This is a genomic window from Mycobacterium sp. NGS57, from assembly GCF_059812405.1.
Genome location: NZ_JCALCP010000002.1, coordinates 222,315 through 244,714, shown reverse-complemented (window position 1 = coordinate 244,714; position 22,400 = coordinate 222,315). Strand labels below are relative to the sequence as shown.

Genomic DNA, 22,400 nt, shown 5'->3' with positions numbered 1-22,400 from the left:
CAGATCGGGACAAATTCGGCGCACCACACGGGCGTTTCTCGGGCGAAAGGGGCAAATCGTGACAAATTTGTGCTATCCGGCGGTCAAACTGGCCGCCAGCGTGCCCGGATCGACGTCGGCGTCGACGACGAGCCAGCGCCCGCCCCAGTTCGCGGCGGCCAGCTGGGCGTAGACCGCGCCGGTGCGCCGCTGCAGTTCGTCGTCGCGCTCGTAGCTGTCGCGCGCCCGGTCGGGCTCGCGCTCGGCGCGGTGGCGGGCCCGCTGCGCGGCGAGCTCGACGGGGACGGCAAGCAGAACCTGGCAGTCGGGCGGGGGCAGCCGCAGCCGCTCGTATTCCAGGCGGCGCACCCAGGCCGCCGCCTCCCCCGCCGCGTCCTGGCGCAGCCGCGCGGCGGTGTAGGCCGCGTTGGAGGCGACGTAGCGATCCAGGATGACGACGTCGTGGTCGCGGCCCAGGCCCGCGATCTCGTCGACCGCCCCGGCGCGGTCGAGCGCGAAGAGCATCGCCATCGCGTACGCCGACGACGCCAGGTCGCCGTGCTCACCGTGCAGCGCCTCGGCCACGACGTCGGCGGTCACCGAGCGCCCGTAGCGCGGGAAGGCCAGCGTGGCCACCGACTTTCCGGCCTCGCGGAACGCTTTGCTCAGCCCGTCGGTCAGCGTCCGCTTGCCCGAGCCGTCGACGCCCTCGATCGCGATCAGCACGGCGCGAGCCTATCGAGCGCGCGGCGCGTGCGGGCGGCTCAGTAGCGGTAGTGGTCGGCCTTGTAGGGGCCGTCGACGTCCACGCCGATGTACTCGGCCTGCTCCTTGGTCAGCTTGGTCAGGTTCCCGCCCAGCGCCTCGACGTGGATGCGGGCCACCTTCTCGTCGAGGTGCTTGGGCAGCCGGTACACCTCGTTGTCGTACTCGTCGTTCTTGGTCCACAGCTCGATCTGCGCGATCACCTGGTTGGAGAAGCTGTTGCTCATCACGAACGACGGGTGGCCGGTGGCGTTGCCCAGGTTCAGCAGCCGGCCCTCGGACAACAGGATGATCGACTTGCCGCTTTCGGGGAACGTCCACACGTCGACCTGCGGCCTGATGTTCACCTTGGTGGCACCGGAGCGCTCCAGCGCCGAGACCTGGATCTCGTTGTCGAAGTGGCCGATGTTGCCCAGCACCGCATGGTCTTTCATCGCCCTCATGTGCTCGAGGGTGATGATGTCCTTGTTGCCGGTCGCGGTGATGACGATGTCCGCGCTGCCGATCGCGTCCTCGACGGTCTCGACGTCGTAGCCCTCCATCAGCGCCTGCAGCGCGTTGATGGGGTCGATCTCGGTGACGACGACGCGCGCGCCCTGGCCCTTGACCGAGTCGGCGCAGCCCTTGCCCACGTCGCCGTAGCCGCAGACCAGCACCTTCTTGCCGCCGATCAGCACGTCGGTGCCGCGGTTGATGCCGTCGATCAGCGAGTGCCGGCAGCCGTACTTGTTGTCGAACTTGGACTTGGTCACCGAGTCGTTGACGTTGATCGCCGGGAACGCCAGGTCGCCGGCCGCGGCGAACTGGTACAGGCGCAGCACGCCGGTGGTGGTCTCCTCGGTGACGCCCTTGACCGACTCGGAGATCTTGGTCCACTTGTCCTTGTCGGTCTCGAAGCGCTTGCGCAGCAGCTCCAGGAAGACCTTCCACTCGGTGGAGTCGTCCTCCTCGGCGGGCGGCACCACGCCGGCCTTCTCGTACTGCGCGCCGCGCAGCACCAGCATGGTGGCGTCGCCGCCGTCGTCGAGAATCATGTTGGCCGGCTCGTCGGGCCAGGTCAGCATCTGCTCGGCGGCCCACCAGTACTCCTCGAGCGTCTCGCCCTTCCAGGCGAACACCGGGACGCCCTTGGGCTCCTCGGGGGTGCCGTGCTTGCCGACCACCACCGCGGCCGCGGCGTGGTCCTGGGTGGAGAAGATGTTGCACGACGCCCACCGGACCTCGGCGCCCAGCTCGACGAGGGTCTCGATGAGCACCGCGGTCTGCACCGTCATGTGCAGCGAGCCCGACACCCGCGCCCCCTTGAGCGGCTGCACCTCGGCGTACTCCCGGCGCAACGACATCAGGCCCGGCATCTCCTGCTCGGAGAGCTCGATGTCCCGGCGACCGTAATCCGCCAGCGACAGGTCGGCGACCTTGAAATCGATGCCGTTGCGAACGTCGGCGGTCAACGCGTTTTCGGTCGTCGTCATAGCGTGATTCATCCTTCAAGGGCTGTAACGGATCCGGGGCGGGTACATAGCTTAGGTATGTACCGCCGCCACTGTAGCCCCCGGGACCTCAGGGAATGTCGACGACCCCGTGCCGCTCGGCGAACGGCGTCATCAGCCGGGCCAGGTCGGCCGCGACGTCGTGATCAGCCTCCGGCGGCATCGACACGTAGCTCAGCGCCAACCGCACGATGGCGCGGGCCAGCACGCCGGCGTCCTCGTCGGTGGTGGCGATCCAGCTCTGGGTAACCGCCGAGGTCAGCCGCGACGAGGCCCGGGTGATGATGGGCGCGCTGTCGGTGGTGATGATCTGTAGCAGGTCGGGCTTGGCGACCCCGCTCAGCAGTGAGATCACCAACGGGTCGGCCGCGGACTCCGCGAAGAAGGCCCGGAAACCCTGCAGGAACGCCTCAAAGACGTTGCCGACGTTGGCGCCGAGCGCGGCGCCGACGGCGTCCACGAGGCGGTCGGCCAGGCGCAAGGCGTACCCCTGCGCCAGGCCCTGGCGCGAGCCGAACTCGTTGTAGATGGTCTGCCGACTGATGCCCGCGGCGCGGGCCACGTCCGACAGCGTGATGGCCGACCAGTCCCGGTCAAGCAGCAGGTCGCGCATCGCGTCCAACACCGAGTCACGTAGCAGGGCGCGCGACGCCTCGGCGTAGGGCATCCGCTTCACAGGCGCGAGAATAGTCGCCGGGGCACTCACGGTCGTGCCACCTCAACCATCTCGAAGTCGGATTTCGCGGCGCCGCAGTCCGGGCAGCTCCAGTCCTCGGGGATGTCGTCCCAGCGGGTGCCGGGCGCCAGGCCGTCCTCCGGCCAGCCCAGGGCCTCGTCGTACTCGAAGCCGCACTGGATGCAACGGAACAGCTTGTAGTCGGTCACTGGTTCGCTCCTTCTCGAAATCCGGCTGAAATCTCACTGAAATCGGGCTTCTCGCGCACCGAGCAGTCCGGGCAGCACCAGTCGTCGGGGACGTCCGCCCACCGCGTGCCGGGTGGAAAGCCTTCCCGGGCATCGCCTTTGGCCTCGTCGTAGACATAGTCGCAGACCGGGCACCGGTAGGCGCTCATTTTGTCACCCCGTGCCGGGCCAGCAGCCGGTCGCGCTTGCGCGGCTGCAGGTTGACCCGCGTGATGTCGCCGTCGTAGTGGGCCAGCACCCGATGGTCCATCACCTTGCGCCACAGCGGCGGGAAGTAGGTGAGCGAGATCATCGACGCGTACCCGCTGGGCAGGTTGGGCGAGCCTGCCATGCTGCGCAGCGTCTGGTAGCGACGCGTCGGGTTGGCGTGGTGATCGCTGTGCCGCTGCAGGTGGTAGAGGAACAGGTTGGTGACCACGTGGTCGGAGTTCCAGCTGTGCACCGGCGCGCAGCGCTCGTAGCGACCGTTGTCCTTGCGCTGCCGCAGCAGCCCGTAGTGCTCGAGGTAGTTGACCGATTCCAGCAGGCTGAACCCGAAGACGGCCTGGATGATCACGAACGGGATCAGCGCCGGGCCGAACACCGCGATCAGCGCGCCCCACAACACCACCGAGATCAGCCAGGCATTGAGCACGTCGTTGGACGGGTAGGTCCTGGGGTTCCAGGGGCTCTTGCCCAGCCGGCGGATTCGCTGGGCCTCCAGCCGCAACGCCGAGCGCAGGCTGCCGAATACGCTGCGCGGCAAGAACTCCCAGAACGTTTCGCCGAAACGCGCCGACGCCGGGTCTTCCGGGGTGGAGACCCGCACGTGGTGGCCGCGGTTGTGCTCGATGTAGAAGTGGCCGTAGCAGGACTGCGCCAGCGTGATCTTGGACAGCCACCGCTCCAGCGACTCCTTCTTGTGCCCCATCTCGTGCGCCGTGTTGATGCCCACCCCGCCGAGGACACCGACCGACAGCGCGACGCCGAGTTTGCCCGCCCAACCCAGCGCCCCGTCGAAGCCGAGCCAGCTCAGGTTCGACGCGGTGAACAGGTAGGCGCCCAGGACCACGCTGGCGTACTGGAACGGGATGTAGACGTAGGTGCAGTAGCGGTAGTACTTGTCGTTCTCCAGCCGCTCCATCACCTCGTCGGGCGGGTTTTGCCCGTCCGGCCCGAAACCCAGGTCCAACAGCGGCAACAGGACGTAGACCAGGATCGGCCCGATCCACAGCGGGACCTGCGCGGCGGCGTGCCAGCCGAGCCCGTTGAGCGCCCACACGACCGGCAGCATCACGAACAGCGCCGTCGGGGCGATCAGTCCCATCAGCCACAGGTGGCGCTTCTTGTCCCGCCAGACGGGCGCTTCGGCCGCTTGGGCCGGGGGGCTGAATGTGGTCATATGCCAAACCTCCTTGTGAGTCATGCCACGGTGTTGGTTTGACAATACGACGTATTGCGTCTCCTGTCTAGACATTAGATGCAGTTTTGTAAACCAGTTCCCGTGCACGGCGGCTTGAGAGTGAAAACGAGGGCGTTGAGTGTGAAAGCAGGGCTTTGGGTGTGCGCTCAGGGCGGCGCGCCGGGCCGTTTTCCCGCCCAGGATTCACTGCCAAAGCCCTAGCTTCACACTCGATTGCAGGGCTGAGCCGCCGCCCGGCCAGGACTTATCGACTGTGAACCTATGGCTTTGGGTGTGCGCTCAGGGCGGCGTACCGGGCCGTTTTCCCGCCCGGGATTCACTGCCAAAGCCCTAGCTTCACACTCGATGACGGCGCGGCGGCCGGCGCGCTAGGGCCGCGGCGGCCGGCGCGTTATGCGGCCGCGGCGGCCGCGTCGGGGTCGGACTCTTCGGCCTGCCGTTTTCCCTGCACGGAGTTCCGGTACCCGTAGCCGGCGTAGATCGCGGTCCCCACCACCAGCCACACGCCGAACCGGACCCAGGTCAGCGCGGTGAGGTTCACCATCAGCCACACGCAGGCGCAGATCGACGCGATGGGCAACGCCGGCACCCACGGGGCGCGGAATCCCCGCTCCAGGTCCGGGCGCGTGCGGCGCAGGACGATCACGCCGGCCGACACGAGGACGAACGCGAACAGCGTCCCGACGTTGACCATCTCCTCGAGCTTGGCGATCGGAAACAGCGCGGCCGTCACGGCGACGACCAGTGCGACGAGCACCGTGATCCGCACCGGGGTGCCGCGCGGCCCGGTCTTGGCCAGCGGGCGGGGCAACAGCCCGTCACGCGCCATCGCGAACAACACCCGGCACTGCCCGAGCATCAGCACCATCACCACGGTGGTCAACCCGGCCAGCGCCCCGATGGCGATGATCTTGCTGGCCCAGTGAATCCCGTTGGCCGTGAACGCCGTCGCCAGGTTCGCCGGCTTGCCGCCGGGCGACGTCCGCAGCTGGGTGTAGGACACCATGCCGGACAGCACGACCGCGACCGCGACGTAGAGCAGGGTCACGACCGCCAGCGACACCAGGATCCCGCGCGGGACGTCGCGCTGGGGCTTCTTGGTCTCTTCGGCCATGGTGGCCACGATGTCGAACCCGATGAACGCGAAGAACACGATCGACGCCCCCGCCAGCAGGCCGTAAAAACCGTAGTGGCTGCTGTGCGCCCCGGTCAGCAGCGACAGCACCGACTGGTTGATGCCCGTGGCGTCGTGCCCGACCTCCGGCTTCGGGATGAACGGCGTGTAGTTGGAACGCTTGATGTAAAAAGCGCCGACGACCACGACCAGCACCACGACCGACACCTTGATGGCGGTGATCACCGCGGAGAACCGCGACGACAGCTTCGTTCCCAGCGCGATCAGCGTCGCCACCACCGAGACGATCACCAGCGCTCCCCAGTCGAGCCGTACCGACCCCAATTGGGCTGTGCCACCGGCGAATCCGAACACCGAGCCCAGATAACTCGACCAGCCCTTGGACACCACCGCGGCGCCGATCGCCAGCTCCAGCAGCAGGTTCCAGCCGATGATCCAGGCCAGAAACTCCCCAAAAGTGGCATAGGAGAACGTGTACGCGCTGCCCGCCACCGGCAGCGTCGAGGCGAATTCGGCGTAGCACAGTGCGGCCAGCGCGCAGGTGACCGCCGCGATGACGAACGAGATCCAGATGGCCGGTCCGGTGATGTCGCCGGCGGTCGACGCGGTGACGGTGAAGATGCCGGCGCCGATCACCACCGCGACGCCGAAGACGACCAGGTCCCGCCAGGTCAGCTCCTTGCGCAGCCGGGTGTCCGGCTCGTCGGTGTCGGCGATCGATTGTTCGACCGATTTCGTGCGCCATCGACTTGCCACTCGCCCGCCTTCCTTGCCTGTTGGGCCTGTCGGGCCTGTATGGACCGCACAGTACTGGGTAGTCTGCGGTCATGCCGGATGGGGGAATCGGCCGGGGCCACGCCGTGGTCATCGGGGGAAGCATCGCGGGTCTGTGCGCCGCGCGGGTGCTGGCGGATTGCTACCCGCAGGTGACCGTCTACGAGCGCGACGAGTTGCCGGGCGCCCCGGAGCACCGCGCCGCCGTGCCGCAGGACCGGCATCTGCACATGCTGATGGCCCGGGGGGCGGCGGAGTTCGAGAGCCTGTTTCCGGGCCTGTTGGCCGACATGGTGGACGCGGGCGTTCCGATGCTGGAGAACCGGCCGGACTGCATCCACCTGGGCGCGGCGGGCCACGTCCTGGGGACGGGGCACACGCTGCGCGACGAGTTCACCGCCTACGTGCCGAGCCGCCCCCACCTGGAGTGGCAGCTGCGCCGGCGCGTCGAGCAGATCGGCAACGTCGAGATCGTGCGGCGGTCGGTCTTCGAACCGCGCTTCGATCGCGCGCGCCAGCGGGTGACCGGTGTGCTGCTGGATCCGCACGACCCACAAGGCGAGCCGGAGTTCGTGCCGGCCGACTTCGTCGTCGACGCCGCCGGCCGTGGCACGCGGCTGCCGGTGTGGTTGTCGCAGTGGGGATTCGCGCGCCCCGTCGAAGAAACCATCGACATCGGCATCAACTACGCGACCCAGCGGTTCCGGATGCCGGAGGACCTGATCGCCGAGAAGGTGGTGGTCGCCGGCGCCTCGCACGACCAGCGGCTCGGGCTGGGCATGCTGCACTACGAGGACCACATCTGGGTGCTGACGACGTTCGGGGTGGCCAACGCCAAACCGCCGGAGACGTTTCCGGAGATGCTCGCGCTGGCCGACGAGCTGCTGCCCGCGCATTTCGCCGCCGCGCTGGCGCAGGCCGAACCGGTCGGCGAGCCGGCTTATCACGCGTTCCCGGCCAGCCGGTGGCGCCGCTACGACAAGCTGGACCGCTTTCCGCTCGGCATCGTCCCCCTCGGCGACGCCGTCGCCAGCTTCAACCCCACGTTCGGGCAGGGCATGACGATGACCTCGCTGCAGGCCGGCCATCTGCGGCGAGCGCTGCAATCACCCGCTGATGACCTCGAAGGCCTTGCGCGCCAACTGAATCGGGCTACCGCCAAGACCACCTACCCGGTGTGGATGATGAACGGCATCGCCGACGTCAACTTCCACCACGCCGGCACCAAGGCCCCCGTGCCGTGGTGGTGGCGGCCGTCGGCATCGCTGTTCGACCAATTCCTCGGGGCCGCCGAGACCGAACCCGTTCTGGCCGAATGGTTTTTGCGCCGGTTCTCGCTGCTGGACAGCCTCTACATGGTGCCGCCGCCGCGTATCGTCGGCCGCACCATGGCCCACAACATGCGGCTGTGGCTGCGCGAGCGCCGCGGCGCCGTCAAAGCCGCCAAGGGGCGGCGGGCCGTCACAGCCCTACGGTCGCCCTGAACAGCTTGGCCGGCTCGCTCGCCACGAGCCGGATCGGCCCGTCGTCGGCCGCCACCCAGGCGGCCATCCCGCGTTCGAGGGTGAGCGATCCGGACTTGGCGTGCACCGTCGTGCGGCCCTCGGCGCACAACAGGACCTGCGGACCCTCGTGGGCGCAGGAGGCGTCGACCTCGTGGCCGAGGTATTCGCTCTCCAGCGACAGCAGCGCGACGGCGAACTCGTCGGTCGGCGTCTCGTACACCCGACCCAGCCCCTCGCGGCGGATGGGCGGCCGCAGCTGCTCCTCGGTGGTAGGCGCGAAGTCCAGCACCCGCAGCAGCTCGGGCACGTCGACGTGCTTGGGGGTCAGGCCCCCGCGTAATACGTTGTCGGAGTTGGCCATTACCTCCACCGCGAAGCCGCGCAGGTAGGTGTGCAGGTTGCCGGCGGACACGAAGATGGCCTCGCCCGGAGCCAGGGTGATGCGGTTGAGCAGCAACGCCGCCAGCACCCCGGCATCACCGGGATAGCGCTCGCCGAGCTCCAGCACCGTCTTGGCTTCGGCGGCGAATTGCGTTGCGCCGGAACTGACGTAGGCGATGGCGCCGTCCAGCACGGCGGGTACCAGCACGTCGATGTCGGGCTGGGGCGCGGTGATCCAGGTTGTGAACAGCGCGCGCAGGCCGTCGGCATCGGACTGATCGTTCAGCAGGTCGATGTAGGGGTCGAGGTCGGATACGGCCAGCGCCCGCAGCAGCTCGATGGTCTTCGACGCCGGGCGAAACCCGGCCAGTGCCTCGAACGACTGCAGCGCCACCAACAACTCGGGCTTGTGAGAGGTGTCGCGGTAGTTGCGCACCGGCGAGGTCACCGGGATGCCCAGCCGCTCCTCGCGCAGGTAACCCTCGACCGCCTGCTCGGCGCTCGGGTGGGCTTGCAGCGACAGCGGTTCGTCGGCGGCCAGCACCTTCACCAGAAACGGCAGCACGTCGCCGAACCGGGCGCGCGATCCCGGGCCCAGCTGCCCCTCCGGGTCGTCGACCAGCGCCTGCAGCAGCGAGACTTCATCTTTGTTGCCCTTGCCCATTTCCAGCCAGGCCGGGTCGGCGGGGTGCGCGCCGAACCACAGCTCGGCCTCCGGATGCGCCGCCGGAACCGGTCGCCCGGTGAATTCCGCCAGGGCGGTTCGTGATCCCCAGGCGTACGTACGTAACGCCCCCCGAAGAAGTTCCACTTGTGTATCTATCCCCGCACCAGTCGCATGTAAACCGCGGCCATCTCCAGCCGAACGGCCAATACTGCCAGTTGTTGCTCGGCGGGCCCGGCACGGGCCGGCACGGGCGAACCGCCCCCGGCATCCGGCGCGTCGGGTACGTCCTCGGCCGTGACCAGGTCGACATCGCTGAGGCCGGCGACCCGGGCGGCCACCACCGTCCGCTCGTCGGCCAAAGTGAGCGCCAGCGCCCGCATCCGGTCGGGCGGCGGCCCGTCGATTTGCTCGTCGTGGAAAAGTGCGTCCACCGACGAGCCCGCATCGCCGGTGCGCAGCGCGACCACCGCGTCCGCCAGCCAGGCGGCGGCGACCACCTCGCGCGCGAGCCGCAGCAGCACCGAGCTGCCGTGGCGGGCCAGCGCCACCGTGGCGGCGCAGTCGCCGGCCAGCGCCGCCCGGTGCCCGGCCAGCCGCGCGGCGATCGTCTTGGCCGGGTTGGTGAACAGCTCGCGGCCGGCGCTGTTGCGCAGCGCCTCGGCATCCAGCTCGTCGGCGAGCGCGCCGAGCTCGACGCTCGGCCGCGGGTCGACGGCATGCAGGACGGCCAGCCCGGCGGCAAGGTACCGCGGCAACCCGAACTCGTCGGGAACCCAGACCCGCGGCTCGAGGACCGCGGCGCGCCCGGCCGTGGAATCGCGCAGCGGCCCCTCATACGGCGCCGCGATCACCACCCGCGCGCCGCGGCGCACCCCGGTGGCGGCGGCGGAGACCAGCGCGGGATCGCCGGGATCGTCGCCCGCGACGATCAACACGTCCAGCGGGCCCACCCACGGGGGCGCCTCGCCGACGACCGCGATCGGCGCCGACGCCGCCCCGCCCAGTGTCGCGGCCAGCATGGCCCCCGCGGTCCCCGCGGTCCCGCGGCCGGCGACCCAGATCACGCTGCGCGCACGGTCTTCGGTGCGCAGCGGGTCCAGCGCGCCTTCGCCGGTTGCCGCGGCAATCGCGCGCACCTGCGCGCCCGCCGACGACGCCGCCCGCAACAGGCCGTCCCGGTCCGCGGCGAGCAGGCCTTCGGGGTCTTCCAGGTCGATCGACCGCGTCGCGTTCACGGTGTGGCTGCCCTGATTTCGGTGCTGACGTGGGTGACCACCGCGTCGACGTCCTCGGCGGTGCGGCCCTCCACGTTGAGCCGCAGCAGCGGCTCGGTGTTCGAGCTGCGCAGGTTGAACCAGCTGCCGTCGCCCAAGTCGACCGTCACCCCGTCCAGGTGATCGATCGAGTGAATCCGGGTGCCGAACGACTTCAGCACCGCCTCAACGCAATACGACGCATCGGCCACGGTGAAGTTGATCTCGCCGGACGACTCGTAGCGCTGGTAGTCGGCGGTCAGCGTCGATAGCGGCCGGTCCTGCTCCCCGAGCGCGGCCAGCACGTACAGCGCCGCCAGCATGCCGGAGTCGGCGCCCCAGAAATCACGGAAGTAGTAGTGCGCCGAGTGCTCGCCGCCGAAGATCGCGCCGGTGTCGGCCATCAGCGCCTTGATGTAGGAGTGGCCGACGCGGGACCGCAGCGGTGTGCCGCCGCGCTCGGTGACCAGTTCGGGGACCGCGCGGGAGGTGATCAGGTTGTGGATGACCGTGGCGCCGATCTCGCGGCCCAGTTCGCGCGCCGCGACCAGGCTGGTCACCGTCGAAGGCGACACCAGGCGCCCGCGCTCGTCGACCACGAAGCACCGGTCGGCGTCCCCGTCGAAGGCCAGGCCGATATCGGCGCCGCTGTCGCGCACGAAGGCCTGCAGGTCCACCAGGTTGGCGGGGTCGAGCGGGTTGGCCTCGTGATTGGGGAACGAGCCGTCGAGCTCGAAGTACAACGGCAACAAGGTGATCGAGTCGATCGCGCCGAGCACGGCCGGCGCGGTGTGGCCGGCCATGCCGTTGCCGGCGTCCACGGCCACCCGCAGCGGGCGCTGCCCGGCGGTGTCCACCAGCGAACGCAAAAACGCCCCGTAGTCGGCCAGCACGTCGCGGTCGGAGACGGACCCGGGCCGCCCCTCATGCGGTGCGACACCGGCGATCACGTCGTCGGTGATGACACCCAGGCCGGTGTCGGCGCCCACCGGTTTGGCCCCGGCCCGGCACAGCTTGATGCCGTTGTAGGCCGCCGGGTTGTGGCTCGCGGTGAACATCGCGCCGGGGCAGTCCAACAGCCCGGAGGCGAAGTACAGCTGGTCGGTGGACGCCAGCCCGATGCGCACCACGTCCAGCCCCTGGCCGGTCACCCCGTCGGCAAAGGCGGCCGACAGCGCCGGCGAACTGTCCCGCATGTCGTGGCCGATCGCCACCCGCGTAGCGCCCTCGCCGCGCATCAGCCGAGCGAACGCGGCCCCCAGATCCGTGACCAGCGACTCGTCGATCTCCTCGCCGACCAGCCCGCGCACGTCGTAGGCCTTGACGACACGGCGAACGGTCGCGGCGGACCGGGACATTGCGAAACTCCTGACGCCATGGATTGCTGGGGCTCTGGGCGTCAGCCTATCGGCCCCCGGGCGCCCGCCTCAGTCGCTGGGGTCGGGCAACACCCGCAGATGCCCGCGGCGCCGTCCCGACCGGCGCTCGGGCGGTGCGAGCAAACCGCTGCTCGGCGCGGTGGCATGCGCGCCGGCGTGCTGCAGGGGGGCCTCAGCGCCCGTGGCGCCCACGGCACCCATGGCGGGGGCGAAGCCGTTCAGCGGAGCGGCGGCCGCCACGTCGCGCGGGCGACCCTCGCGTACCGCGTCGGCCAGGGCGACCAGGTCGTCCTCGTCGGGGTGGGCGGGCTCGAAATTCAGCGGGCCGGCGTGGCGCACCAGATCCCATCCGCGGGGGGCGGTGATCCGGCCGGCGTGGCCGACGCACAGATCCCACGAATGCGGTTCGCGCGCGGTGGCGAGCGGGCCGACGACTGCCGTCGAATCCGAGTAGACGAACGTCAAGGTCGCCACGGCATAGTGCGGACACCCGGGCCGGCAACAGCGACGGGGAACGTTCACGTCGCAAAGGCTATCGCGCAAAAAGGCCCAGGCAGCGCCGGACACGCGCATCCGAGGGGCCCGCGATGTCCAACCGTTACCATCGGCGCGTGGGCGAAACGCGCCGCTCGGCTTCCTCCCGCGGCGCCCGGCGGGGGCGCGACATGCGCGGCCCGCTGCTGCCGCCGAGCGTGCCCGGTTGGCGCAGCCGGGCCGAGCGGTTCGACATGGCAGTGCTGGAGGCCTACGAACCCATCGAGCGCCGCTGGCACGAGCGGGTGTCCGAGCTCGACGTGGCCGTCGACGAAATCCCCCGCATCGCCGCTAAGGACCCCGACAGCGTGCAGTGGCCGCCCGAGGTCATCGCCGACGGGCCGATCGCGCTCGCCCGGCTGATCCCGGCCGGCGTCGATGTTCGCGGAAATGCCACGCGGGCGCGAATCGTCTTGTTCCGCAAGCCGATTGAGAGGCGAGCCAAGGACACCGTCGAACTCGACGAGTTGCTGCACGAGATCCTCGTGGCCCAGGTGGCGATCTATCTGGACGTCGAGCCCCAGGTCATCGACCCCACCATCGACGACGAATAGGGCTGGCGTCTTAGATGATGCCGCGCTTGAGCCGGCGGCGTTCGCGTTCGGACAGACCGCCCCAGATGCCGAAGCGCTCGTCGTGGGCCAGGGCGTACTCGAGGCACTCGTGGCGCACCTCGCAACCCAGGCAGATCTTCTTGGCCTCGCGGGTCGAGCCGCCCTTTTCCGGGAAGAAGGCCTCGGGGTCCGTCTGCGCGCACAACGCGCGGTCCTGCCACTGGTCCGGGGTGGGCAGGGGAAGGGGCTCGGGCTCGAAAACGACTGGGGTGTCAGGAACCACGGTCAGGTGCGGACGGACGGTCGCCGCCGGCGCCGTGCCGATGGTGGTGCGCGGTGTGCCTGTCATAACGCCCCGAAGGTGCTCATAAGACATGCTTCGTCCGCCTCCTCAGCTTGATTTGAGAGAGATAGTGAATTCCCACTGTTCTGATGTACAGACAATTCGAACAAGTGATCGAATCTCGGTCTGCGACACCGGAACCGGCCGGCCAACCGGGAAATGACACTGTTGTGATTAGACACTTGTTGACCTGCTTGGTCAAGCGTTCTGCCGCATTTCCATATCATCTCGTTACGAAATTTCGGCGTTTCTGTTGTCTGGGGTCTTCGGCGTGTCGATCACATCCCGTTTCGGTCGTCGAAACGGGTGCCCCGGCCGGGCAGTACTGTCGAGCCCTGTGAAGCTCAAGTGAAAGTCACCGCTCTGGTCGGTGGGGTTGGCGGCGCCCGGTTCCTGCTGGGGGTTCAACAGCTGCTCGGGCTCGGTCAGTTCGCAAACCAGCGGCGCCCGGATGCCGACGGCCACGAACTCACCGCGATCGTCAACATCGGCGACGACGCCTGGATCCATGGGTTGCGTGTCTGTCCGGATCTGGACACCTGCATGTACACCTTAGGTGGAGGCGTCGACTCGGAGCGAGGGTGGGGTCACCGCGACGAAACCTGGCACGCCAAGGAGGAATTGGCGCGCTACGGCGTGCAGCCGGACTGGTTTGCGCTGGGCGACCGCGACCTGGGCACCCACCTGGTGCGCACCCAGATGCTGAACGCCGGCTACCCGCTGTCACAGATCACCGCCGCGCTGTGCGACCGCTGGCAACCGGGCGCGCGGCTGCTGCCGGTGACCGACGACCGCTGCGAGACGCACGTGGTGATCACCGATCCCGACGACGACAGCCGGCGCGCGATCCACTTCCAGGAATGGTGGGTGCGCTACCGGGCGCAGGTGCCCACGCACAGCTTCGCGTTCGTCGGCGCCGAAAAGGCCAGCGCCGCAGCCGAAGCCGTGGCCGCCATCGGCGACGCCGACGTGATCCTGCTGGCGCCGTCGAACCCGGTGGTCAGCGTCGGCGCCATCCTCGCCGTGCCGGGCATCCGCGGCGCGTTGCGGAAGGCCGCGGCACCCGTCGTCGGCTACTCGCCGATCATCGGCGGAAAGCCGTTGCGCGGCATGGCCGATGCCTGCCTGTCCGTCATCGGGGTCGAATCCACCGCCGAGGCCGTCGGCCGGCATTACGGTGCGCGCAAGGCCACCGGGATCCTGGACTGCTGGCTGATCGCCGAGGGCGACTCGGCCGGCATCGAGGGGGTCGCGGTGCGCGCGGTGCCGCTGTTGATGAGCGACCCGAAGGCGACCGCCGAGATGGTCAGCGCGGGGCTCGAGCTGGCGGGCGTGACGTGACCGACTCAGGCACACCGGCGCCGCAACGCGGCGACCATGGCACCGGGGCCGCCGTCGAGATCCTGCCGGTGGCGGGGCTGCCCGAGTTCCGCCCCGGCGACGACCTGGGTGCGGCGCTGGCCGCGGCCGCGCCCTGGCTGCGCGACGGGGACGTCGTGGTGGTGACCAGCAAGGTGGTGTCCAAGTGCGAGGGCCGCCTGGTGCCGGCGCCGCGGGACGCCGAGGCGCGGGATCGGCTGCGCCGCAAGCTCGTCGACTCCGAGGCGGTGCGGGTGCTGGCGCGCAAGGGCCGGACGCTGATCACCGAGAGCCGGCTCGGCCTGGTGCAGGCCGCGGCAGGGGTGGACGGATCCAACGTCGGGCGCGACGAGCTGGCCCTGCTGCCGGTCGACCCCGACGCCAGCGCCGCGGCGCTGCGCACCGGGTTGCGGGAGCGGTTGGGCGTCGACGTCGCCGTGGTCATCACCGACACGATGGGCCGCGCCTGGCGCAACGGCCAGATCGACGCGGCGATCGGCGCGGCCGGTCTTCGTGTGCTGCACAGCTATTCGGGCGCCGTCGACCCGTACGGCAACGAGCTGCTCGTCACCGAGGTCGCGATCGCCGACGAGGTCGCCGCGGCCGCCGACCTGGTCAAGGGAAAACTGACCGCGCTGCCGGTGGCCGTGGTGCGCGGGCTGCCCGTGACCGACGACGGCTCCACGGCCCGGCAACTGCTGCGCCCCGGCGAGGAAGACCTGTTCTGGCTCGGCACCGCCGAGGCCCTCGACGCGGGCCGCCGGCAGGCCCAGCTGTTGCGCCGCTCGGTGCGCCGCTTCAGCGACGAACCGGTGGCGCGGCAGCTGATCGAGTCCGCCGTCGCCGAGGCCCTCACCGCCCCTGCCCCCCACCACACCCGCCCGGTGCGGTTCGTGTGGTTGCGGACCGCGGCCACCCGCGTCCGGCTGCTGGACCGGATGAAAGACCAGTGGCGTGCCGATCTCGCCGCCGACGGCCGGGCCGCCGACTCCATCGAGCGCCGGGTGGCGCGCGGCCAGATCCTCTACGACGCACCCGAAGTGGTGATCCCGTTCCTGGTCCCCGAGGGAGCCCACGCCTATCCCGACGCCCGGCGCACCGACGCCGAGCGCACGATGTTCACGGTCGCCGTCGGGGCGGCCGTGCAAGCGCTGCTGGTCGCTCTCGCGGTGCGCGGGCTGGGCAGCTGCTGGATCGGCTCGACGATCTTCGCCGCCGACCTGGTGCGCGCCGAGCTCGAGCTGCCCGCGGACTGGGAGCCGCTGGGCGCCATCGCGATCGGCCATGCCCTGGATCCCCCCGGCCCACGCGACCCGGTCGACGCCGGGGATCTGTTGATCCGCAAATGACGACGTTCGCGGGCAAGGTGGCGGCATCGCCCGACAAGGTGCGCGGCGGCTACTACACGCCGGCGCCCGTCGCCCGATTCCTGGCCCGCTGGGTGCGCGACGCCGGCCCACGGATCCTCGAGCCGTCCTGCGGCGAGGGCGCGATCCTGCGCGAGCTGGCCAGGCTCGGCGACGGGGTGCGCGGTGTGGAACTGGTGGCGGCCGAGGCGGCCAAGGCCGGCGAGTTCGCTCCCGTCGACGCCGGGAACCTGTTCACGTGGATGGCCGGGGCGGACGTCGGCGGCTGGGACGGGGTGGCGGGCAACCCGCCCTACATCCGCTTCGGCAACTGGGCCGCCGATCAGCGGGAGCCGGCGTTGGAGCTGATGCGCGGCGAGGGCCTGCGCCCCAGCCGGCTGACCAATGCTTGGGTCCCCTTCGTCGTGGCGAGCACGGTCCTGGTGCGCGACGGCGGACGCGTCGGCCTGGTGCTGCCCGCCGAGCTGCTCCAGGTCGGCTATGCCGCCCCGCTGCGCGAGTTTCTGCTGAGCCGCTACCGCGACATCACGCTGCTGACGTTCGAGCGGCTGGTGTTCGACGGCGTCCAGCAGGAGGTGGTGCTGTTCTGCGGTGTGACCGGCGCGGGGCCGGCCCGCATCCGCACCGTCCACCTCGAGGACGCCGACGCGCTGGCGCACGCCGACTTCGAACGTCTCCCTTCGGAGCCGGCGCTGCTGCACGAAAACGAGAAGTGGACCAAATACTTCCTCGCCCCCGCCGCGATCCGGCTGCTGCGCACGCTTCAGGCTTCGCCGGAACTGACCCGGCTCGGGTCGCTGGCCGGGGTGGACGTCGGCATCGTGACGGGGCGGAACAGCTTCTTCACCTTCACCGACGCCCAGGCCGGCGGGCTGGGACTGCGGCCGCACTGCGTCCCGCTCGTCTCGCGCAGCGCCCAGCTGTCCGGCCTGGTCTACGACACCGACTGCCGCGCAGCCGATCTCGCGGCCGGCCAGCGGACCTGGCTGCTCGACGCGTCCGCCGAGCCCACCGACGCCGCCGTCGTCGCGCACATCGACGCGGGTGAGGCCGCCGGCGTGCACCGGGGCTACAAGTGCTCCATCCGCACCCCGTGGTGGACCACGCCGTCGCTGTGGGTTCCAGACCTGTTCCTGCTGCGCCAGATCCACCGGGCGCCGCGGCTGACCGTCAACGCCGCCGCGGCGACGAGCACCGACACCGTGCACCGGGTCCGGCTCGCGCCCGGGACGGACCCGGCCGCGCTGGCCGCGGTGTTCCACAACAGCGTGACGTTCGCCTTCGCCGAGATCCTCGGCCGCAGCTACGGTGGGGGCATCTTGGAGCTGGAACCCCGCGAGGCCGAGCAACTGCCCATCCCCGCGCCGGCGTACGCCGACGCCGAACTCGCCCGCGACGTCGACCTGCTGCTGAAGGCCAACGAAACCGACAAGGCGCTCGACCTCGTCGACCGCCACGTCCTGATCGACGGCCTCGGCCTGCCCGGCGAGGTGGTCGCGGGGTGCCGCGCGGCCTGGGCGTCGCTGCGCGACCGCCGGATGAGGCGCGGATCCCGTTGACGCTGCGCGATTCTGCGATTTCGGCGCTCACCGGGTGGCGGGCCCCCGACCCGGCGCAGGACTCGCTGCGCCACGCCGTGCTGGCATTCGTGCACGCCCGCGAAGACGCCTGCCGCCGCGAGTGCGTGCCGGGCCACGTCACCGCGTCGGCGCTGGTGCTCGACGACACCGGATCGCGGACGCTGCTGACGTTGCACCGCCGCCTGGGCCGCTGGGTGCAGCTGGGTGGGCACTGTGAAGACAGTGACGACGGCGACACAGACATCGTTGGCGCGGCGCTGCGCGAGGCCACCGAGGAGTCCGGCGTCGACGGCCTGCGCATCGACCCCGAGCTGGCCGCCGTGCACGTCCATCCGGTCACCTGCTCGTTGGGCGTGCCGACCCGCCACCTCGACCTGCAGTTCGTGGCGCACGCGCCGCCCGGCGCGCGGATCGCGATCAGCGAGGAGTCCGAGGACCTGCGCTGGTGGCCCGTCGGCGCGCTGCCCGACGGCACCGATCACGCGCTGGAGTACCTGGTTTCGCGGGCGACCCGCCGACTGTGAAGCCAGCCGCACAGTCGGCACCGAGTGTGAAGCCAGCCGCACGCTCGTGCCGGCCTCACACGTCGGACGAGTAGCGGATCCCGCCGTCGGGAATGGCCACCCCGGGCCACACCCGCGCGCCGCGCAGCAACTCGCAGCGCGCGCCGACGTCGGCGCCGTCGCCGATCACCCCGTCGCGGATCAGCGCCCGCGGGCCGATGCGGGCGCCGAAGCCGACGATCGAGCGCTCGATCACGCTGCCGGCCTCGACCTTCACCCCGTCGAAGATCACCGCGCCGTCCAGCCGGACGCCGGGACCGATCTCGGCGCCACGCCCGACGACCGTGCCGCCGATCAGCACCGCGCCCGGCGACACCGCCGCGCCGTCGTGCACCAGCTGCTCGCCGCGCTGGCCGTGCAGCGCCGGGGACGGGGCGATGCCGCGCACCAGGTCCGCCGAGCCGCGCACGAAGTCCTCGGGCGTGCCCATGTCGCGCCAGTAGGTGGCGTCGACGTAGCCATAAACGCCGACACCGCCGTCCGACAGCAGTGCCGGGAACACCTCGCGCTCCACCGAGACCTGGCGGCCGCGCGGGATCCGGTCGATCACGTTGCGCGCGAACACATAACAGCCGGCATTGATCTGGTCGGTCGGCGGGTCCTGGGTCTTCTCCAGGAACGCGGTGACCCGGCCCTGCTCGTCGGTGGGCACGCAGCCGAACGCCCGCGGGTCGCCCACCCGGACCAGGTGCAGGGTGACGTCGGCGCGGTTGGCGTGGTGGAACTCCAGCAGCTGGCCCAGGTCGGCGCCGGACAGCACGTCGCCGTTGAACACCATCAGGGTGTCGTGGCGCAGCCGGCCGGCGACGTTGGCGATGCCGCCGCCGGTGCCCAACGGGTTCTCTTCGGTCACGTAGTCGATCTGCAGGCCCAGCTTGGACCCGTCGCCGAACTCGGCCTCGAACACCTGGGCCTGATACGAGGTGCTCAGGATCACGTGCTCGATGCCCGCCGCGGCGATCCGCGACAGCAGGTGGGTCAGAAACGGTAGCCCGGCGGTGGGCAGCATCGGCTTGGGCGCCGAGAGCGTCAGCGGCCGCAGCCGGGTGCCCTTGCCCCCGACCAGGACCACCGCGTCAACCTGGGCGGCTCCCACGTCAGCGCCGTCCCGCCAGGTTGCGTCTGCGGCTGCGCAGCGAGCTGCGCACCATCAGCCGCGACCGCAGCGCCAACGACCCCCGGAAGGTCCAGCGCAGCGGCGCGCGCCACCACCCCGAATGCCGATCGGCCAGGAAGGTATAGGTGCTGCGGTGATGCGCGGCCAGGTGGCTGGCCGGGTCGCCGCCGGTGGAGTGGCCCTTGTGGTGCAGGACCTCAGCCGTCGGCACGTACACGCTCAGCCAGCCGGCCCTGCCCAGCCGGTCGCCGAGGTCGACGTCCTCCATATACATGAAATAGCGCTCGTCGAATCCGCCGACCTGGCGGAACGCCGACCGGCGCACCAGCAGGCACGATCCCGACAGCCAGCCGACGGCGCGTTCGCTGGGCTCCTGGCGCTCCTGGCGGTAGGCCGCCGTCCAGGGGTTGGTTTTCCAGAACGGCCCGACGACCGCGTGCATGCCGCCGCGGATCAGGCTGGGCAGATGCCGCGCCGACGGATACACCGACCCGTCGGGATCCCGGATCAGCGGGCCCAGCGCGCCGGCGTGCGGCCAGCGCGCGGCGGCGTCCAGCAGGGCGTCGATGCTGGCCGGGCCCCACTGGACGTCGGGGTTGGCCACGATCACCCAGTCGTGTGCCTGGTCGAGCTGCGCGACCGCGCGATTGACCGCGGTCCCGTAGCCCAGGTTGGCGCCGGTGTCGAACAGCCGCACGTTGGGGTAGCGCTCGACGGCCGCCTGCGGGGTGCCGTCGGTGGAGCCGTTGTCGGCCAGCACCACGCTGACCGGGCGCTCGGTGGCCAGCGACAGGGAGGCCAGGAACCTCTCCAGGTGCGGGCCCGGCGAGTAGGTCACCGTCACGACCGGCAGGACGTCAGTCACGCGTAGAGGGTACCGGGCGTTCGCTTGGTGACGCGGCCAGCGCCGCGACAAGCGCAGGGCGCCAGGGCCTTAGCGGCGTCAGGCCCAGCGCGGCGGACTCCCGGCTGCCCAGCGCGGAATAGGTCGGCCGCGGCGCCGGGCGCGGAAACTGGTCGGTGCTGACCGGCTGCACCCGCGCCGGGTCGGCGCCGCATTCCTCGAACACCGCGCGCGCCTGCTCGAAGCGCGAGACCGCGCCCTCGTTGGCGGCGTGCAGGATGGGCCCGGGCACCCGCTCGTCGACGACCTGCAGCAGCGCGACGGCCAGGTCGGCCACGTAGGTCGGTGTGCCGGCCTGGTCGTCGACCACGGTCACCGGGCCGTCCCCGGCGGCCAGCCGGCGCATCACGGCAACGAAGTCCTTGCCGGCGGCGCCGGTGTAGAGCCAGGCGGTGCGGACGATCACGGCCTCCGGGAGCGCCGCCAGCACGGCACGTTCGCCGGCGAGCTTGCTGAGCGCGTACACCCCCCGGGCGTCGGGTGCGTCGCTGGGCTCGTAGGGACGCGGCTCGCCGACGACGGGGCCGGTGAACATGTAGTCGGTGGACACGTGGATCAGCCGGGCGCCGACGCGCGCGCAGGTCCGCGCGAGGTGTTCGGGCCCGGTGGCGTTGACCGCGTACGCCCCGGCCTCGTCGCTCTCGGCGCCGTCGACGTCGGTGTAGGCCGCGCAGTTGATCACCACGTCGCCGGCGCGGATGATGCGGTCGGCCGCGGCGGGGTCGGTGATGTCCCACTGCGCCGACGTCAGGGCCAGCGCCTCGCGGCCCTGGGAGGTGGCCAGCGCCGCCAGGCAGCTGCCCAATTGCCCCCCGGCACCGGTGATCACGAGTCTGTCTGACATGTGTCGAGTCTGGCACGGCGCCTATACGCCTTGGGCACACCGGGGTCGGCTACGCGCCAAGCCGGTGTGTCGCAAGTAACCTATTGTGATGCCTGTGCAACGTGTGGTCCGTGTGATCGCCGCCGTGCTGACCCTCACCGTGGTGCTCGGCACCGGGCTCGCCTGGAGCAACGTGCGGGCCTTCGAGGACGGCATCTTCCACATGTCGGCGCCGTCGCTGGGCAAGGGCGGCGACGACGGCGCGATCGACATCCTGCTGGTCGGCCTGGACAGCCGCACCGACGCGCACGGCAACCCGCTGTCGCAGGAGGAGCTGGACACCCTGCGGGCCGGCGACGAGGAAGCGACCAACACCGACACGATCATCCTGATCCGGATACCGAACAACGGGAAGTCGGCGACCGCGATCTCGATCCCGCGCGACTCCTACGTTCAGGCGCCGGGCCTGGGCAAGACGAAGGTCAACGGTGTCTACGGCCAGACCCGGGAGGCCAAGCGGGCCAGCCTGGTCAAGGCCGGCGATTCCGCCAAGGACGCGGCGGCCCAGGGCACCGAGGCCGGCCGTGAGGCCCTGATCAAGACCGTCGCCGACCTCACCGGCGTCACCGTCGACCACTACGCCGAGATCGGACTGCTGGGATTCGCGTTGATCACCGATGCGCTCGGCGGCGTCGACGTCTGCCTCAAAGAGGCGGTTTACGAACCGCTTTCGGGCGCCGACTTCGCCGCCGGCCGCCAGCGCCTCGACGGCCCGCAGGCGCTCAGCTTCGTGCGCCAGCGCCACGACCTGCCGCGCGGCGACCTGGACCGGGTGGTGCGCCAGCAGGTGGTGATGGCCTCGCTGGCCCACCGCGTCATCTCCGGGCAGACGCTGTCCAGCCCCACCACGCTGCGCCGGCTGCAGGCCGCCGTCCAGCGCTCGGTAGTGATCTCGTCCGGTTGGGACGTCATGGATTTCGTGCAGCAGATGCAGAAGCTGGCCGGCGGCAACGTCGCCTTCGCGACGATCCCGGTGCTCGACGGCGCCGGTTGGAGCGACGACGGCATGCAAAGCGTGGTGCGGGTGGATCCCCACCAGGTCCAGGACTGGGTCGCCGGGCTGCTGGAAGGCCAGGCCGAGGGCAAGACCGAGGAGCTGGCCTACACGCCGGCCAAGACCACTGCCGACGTCGTCAACGACACCGACATCAACGGGCTCGCCGCCGCGGTGTCGGATGTGTTGAGCTCCAAGGGTTTTGCCACCGGAACGGTCGGCAACAACGATGGCGGCCACGTGAAGGGCAGCCAGGTCCGCGCCGCCAAGACCGACGACCTGGGCGCCCAGGAGATCTCCAAGGAGCTGGGCGGATTGCCCGTCGTCGCCGACACGTCCATCCCGGCCGGATCGGTGCGCGTGGTGCTGGCCAACGACTACACCGGGCCGGGCTCGGGACTGTCGGGCGGCGGATCACTGACGTCCGCACGGGTGTCCAACGCCGCCGCCGGGGCCGACCCCAACGTGCCGGCGCCCTCGCCGATCCTCACCGCGGGCTCCGACAAACCGGAGTGCATAAACTAACCACCCCGTGAGCACACTCTCGG

At 70.5% G+C, this 22,400-nt stretch carries 22 protein-coding genes; 7 read left to right on the top strand and 15 right to left on the bottom strand.

The genetic code is table 11. From position 1 onward, the window contains the following. Positions 1-72: 72 nt before the first annotated feature. From AC5Y43_RS04555 to AC5Y43_RS04525, 7 genes are all read right to left on the bottom strand, one after another. The gene (locus AC5Y43_RS04555; RefSeq protein ID WP_499969811.1) at positions 73-705 is read right to left on the bottom strand and encodes a dTMP kinase; all 633 of its coding nucleotides are present in this window, start codon (positions 703-705) and stop codon (positions 73-75) included. A 38-nt stretch (positions 706-743) separates the two neighbouring features. Further along, positions 744-2,216 (bottom strand): adenosylhomocysteinase, encoded by a 1,473-nt coding sequence (gene ahcY, locus AC5Y43_RS04550; protein ID WP_499969810.1) that lies wholly within the window; start codon positions 2,214-2,216, stop codon positions 744-746. Positions 2,217-2,304: 88 nt separating this feature from the next. Next, on the bottom strand, positions 2,305-2,901 hold the full coding sequence (gene alkX / locus AC5Y43_RS04545; protein WP_499970423.1) for a TetR family transcriptional regulator AlkX: 597 nt from the start codon (positions 2,899-2,901) through the stop codon (positions 2,305-2,307). Between the two features lie 35 nt (positions 2,902-2,936). Further along, positions 2,937-3,119, bottom strand: coding sequence for a rubredoxin (locus AC5Y43_RS04540; RefSeq protein WP_499969808.1), 183 nt, complete (start codon positions 3,117-3,119; stop codon positions 2,937-2,939). Next, entirely contained in the window at positions 3,116-3,307 is a 192-nt protein-coding gene (locus AC5Y43_RS04535) for a rubredoxin (protein ID WP_499969807.1), read from the bottom strand. Before AC5Y43_RS04535 ends, AC5Y43_RS04540 begins: the two co-directional genes overlap by 4 nt. Then, positions 3,304-4,539: an alkane 1-monooxygenase gene (locus AC5Y43_RS04530; RefSeq protein ID WP_499969806.1), complete on the bottom strand. Its 1,236-nt coding sequence runs from the start codon at positions 4,537-4,539 to the stop codon at positions 3,304-3,306. Before AC5Y43_RS04530 ends, AC5Y43_RS04535 begins: the two co-directional genes overlap by 4 nt. A gap of 412 nt (positions 4,540-4,951) precedes the next feature. Then, positions 4,952-6,451, bottom strand: a complete 1,500-nt coding sequence (locus AC5Y43_RS04525; RefSeq protein ID WP_499969804.1) for an amino acid permease — start codon at positions 6,449-6,451, stop codon at positions 4,952-4,954. A 104-nt stretch (positions 6,452-6,555) separates the two neighbouring features. On the opposite strand from AC5Y43_RS04525, the gene AC5Y43_RS04520 reads away from it, so the two are divergent. Next, positions 6,556-7,953, top strand: coding sequence for an FAD-dependent oxidoreductase (locus tag AC5Y43_RS04520; protein WP_499970421.1), 1,398 nt, complete (start codon positions 6,556-6,558; stop codon positions 7,951-7,953). On the opposite strand, the gene manA is transcribed toward AC5Y43_RS04520, so the two are convergent. The 4 genes from manA to AC5Y43_RS04500 form a co-directional block, all read right to left on the bottom strand. Further along, complete coding sequence (manA, locus tag AC5Y43_RS04515) at positions 7,931-9,166, bottom strand: mannose-6-phosphate isomerase, class I (protein ID WP_499969803.1); 1,236 nt, start codon at positions 9,164-9,166, stop codon at positions 7,931-7,933. The two genes, AC5Y43_RS04520 and manA, sit on opposite strands and share 23 nt — an antisense overlap. A gap of 8 nt (positions 9,167-9,174) precedes the next feature. Further along, entirely contained in the window at positions 9,175-10,257 is a 1,083-nt protein-coding gene (locus AC5Y43_RS04510; protein WP_499969802.1) for a TobH protein, read from the bottom strand. Then, positions 10,254-11,633: a phosphomannomutase/phosphoglucomutase gene (locus AC5Y43_RS04505; RefSeq protein ID WP_499969800.1), complete on the bottom strand. Its 1,380-nt coding sequence runs from the start codon at positions 11,631-11,633 to the stop codon at positions 10,254-10,256. Before AC5Y43_RS04505 ends, AC5Y43_RS04510 begins: the two co-directional genes overlap by 4 nt. A gap of 69 nt (positions 11,634-11,702) precedes the next feature. Beyond that, positions 11,703-12,176 (bottom strand): DUF3499 domain-containing protein, encoded by a 474-nt coding sequence (locus tag AC5Y43_RS04500; RefSeq protein ID WP_499969798.1) that lies wholly within the window; start codon positions 12,174-12,176, stop codon positions 11,703-11,705. A gap of 143 nt (positions 12,177-12,319) precedes the next feature. Between AC5Y43_RS04500 and AC5Y43_RS04495 the strand changes: the two genes are divergently transcribed. Further along, on the top strand, positions 12,320-12,742 hold the full coding sequence (locus tag AC5Y43_RS04495) for a metallopeptidase family protein (RefSeq protein WP_499970418.1): 423 nt from the start codon (positions 12,320-12,322) through the stop codon (positions 12,740-12,742). 10 nt (positions 12,743-12,752) lie between these two features. Here the strand turns inward: AC5Y43_RS04495 and AC5Y43_RS04490 are convergent, their stop codons facing one another. After that, positions 12,753-13,091 (bottom strand): WhiB family transcriptional regulator, encoded by a 339-nt coding sequence (locus AC5Y43_RS04490; protein WP_499969796.1) that lies wholly within the window; start codon positions 13,089-13,091, stop codon positions 12,753-12,755. 342 nt (positions 13,092-13,433) lie between these two features. On the opposite strand from AC5Y43_RS04490, the gene cofD reads away from it, so the two are divergent. Genes cofD through AC5Y43_RS04470 form a run of 4 tightly spaced genes read left to right on the top strand, consistent with a single transcriptional unit; the run spans position 13,434 to position 17,915 of the window. Next, positions 13,434-14,426, top strand: coding sequence for a 2-phospho-L-lactate transferase (gene cofD / locus AC5Y43_RS04485; protein ID WP_499969795.1), 993 nt, complete (start codon positions 13,434-13,436; stop codon positions 14,424-14,426). Next, positions 14,423-15,793: a coenzyme F420-0:L-glutamate ligase gene (locus AC5Y43_RS04480; RefSeq protein WP_499969793.1), complete on the top strand. Its 1,371-nt coding sequence runs from the start codon at positions 14,423-14,425 to the stop codon at positions 15,791-15,793. The genes cofD and AC5Y43_RS04480 overlap by 4 nt, the downstream gene beginning before the upstream one ends. Next, positions 15,790-17,370 carry an Eco57I restriction-modification methylase domain-containing protein gene (locus tag AC5Y43_RS04475; protein WP_499969791.1) on the top strand — a complete coding sequence of 527 codons (1,581 nt, stop codon included), beginning with the start codon at positions 15,790-15,792 and terminating at the stop codon, positions 17,368-17,370. Before AC5Y43_RS04480 ends, AC5Y43_RS04475 begins: the two co-directional genes overlap by 4 nt. Next, on the top strand, positions 17,367-17,915 hold the full coding sequence (locus AC5Y43_RS04470) for an NUDIX hydrolase (protein ID WP_499970417.1): 549 nt from the start codon (positions 17,367-17,369) through the stop codon (positions 17,913-17,915). The genes AC5Y43_RS04475 and AC5Y43_RS04470 overlap by 4 nt, the downstream gene beginning before the upstream one ends. A 55-nt stretch (positions 17,916-17,970) precedes the next feature. Here AC5Y43_RS04470 and manB read toward each other — a convergent pair whose 3' ends face one another. From manB to rfbD, 3 genes are read right to left on the bottom strand one after another with little or no spacing between them, the layout of a single operon-like run. Then, on the bottom strand, positions 17,971-19,050 hold the full coding sequence (gene manB / locus AC5Y43_RS04465) for a mannose-1-phosphate guanylyltransferase (protein WP_499969790.1): 1,080 nt from the start codon (positions 19,048-19,050) through the stop codon (positions 17,971-17,973). Position 19,051: 1 nt separating this feature from the next. Next, on the bottom strand, positions 19,052-19,936 hold the full coding sequence (locus tag AC5Y43_RS04460; RefSeq protein WP_499969789.1) for a glycosyltransferase family 2 protein: 885 nt from the start codon (positions 19,934-19,936) through the stop codon (positions 19,052-19,054). Next, on the bottom strand, positions 19,929-20,819 hold the full coding sequence (gene rfbD, locus AC5Y43_RS04455) for a dTDP-4-dehydrorhamnose reductase (RefSeq protein ID WP_499969787.1): 891 nt from the start codon (positions 20,817-20,819) through the stop codon (positions 19,929-19,931). Before rfbD ends, AC5Y43_RS04460 begins: the two co-directional genes overlap by 8 nt. 85 nt (positions 20,820-20,904) lie before the next feature. Between rfbD and AC5Y43_RS04450 the strand changes: the two genes are divergently transcribed. After that, positions 20,905-22,377 (top strand): LCP family protein, encoded by a 1,473-nt coding sequence (locus AC5Y43_RS04450; RefSeq protein ID WP_499969786.1) that lies wholly within the window; start codon positions 20,905-20,907, stop codon positions 22,375-22,377. Positions 22,378-22,400: the final 23 nt, after the last annotated feature.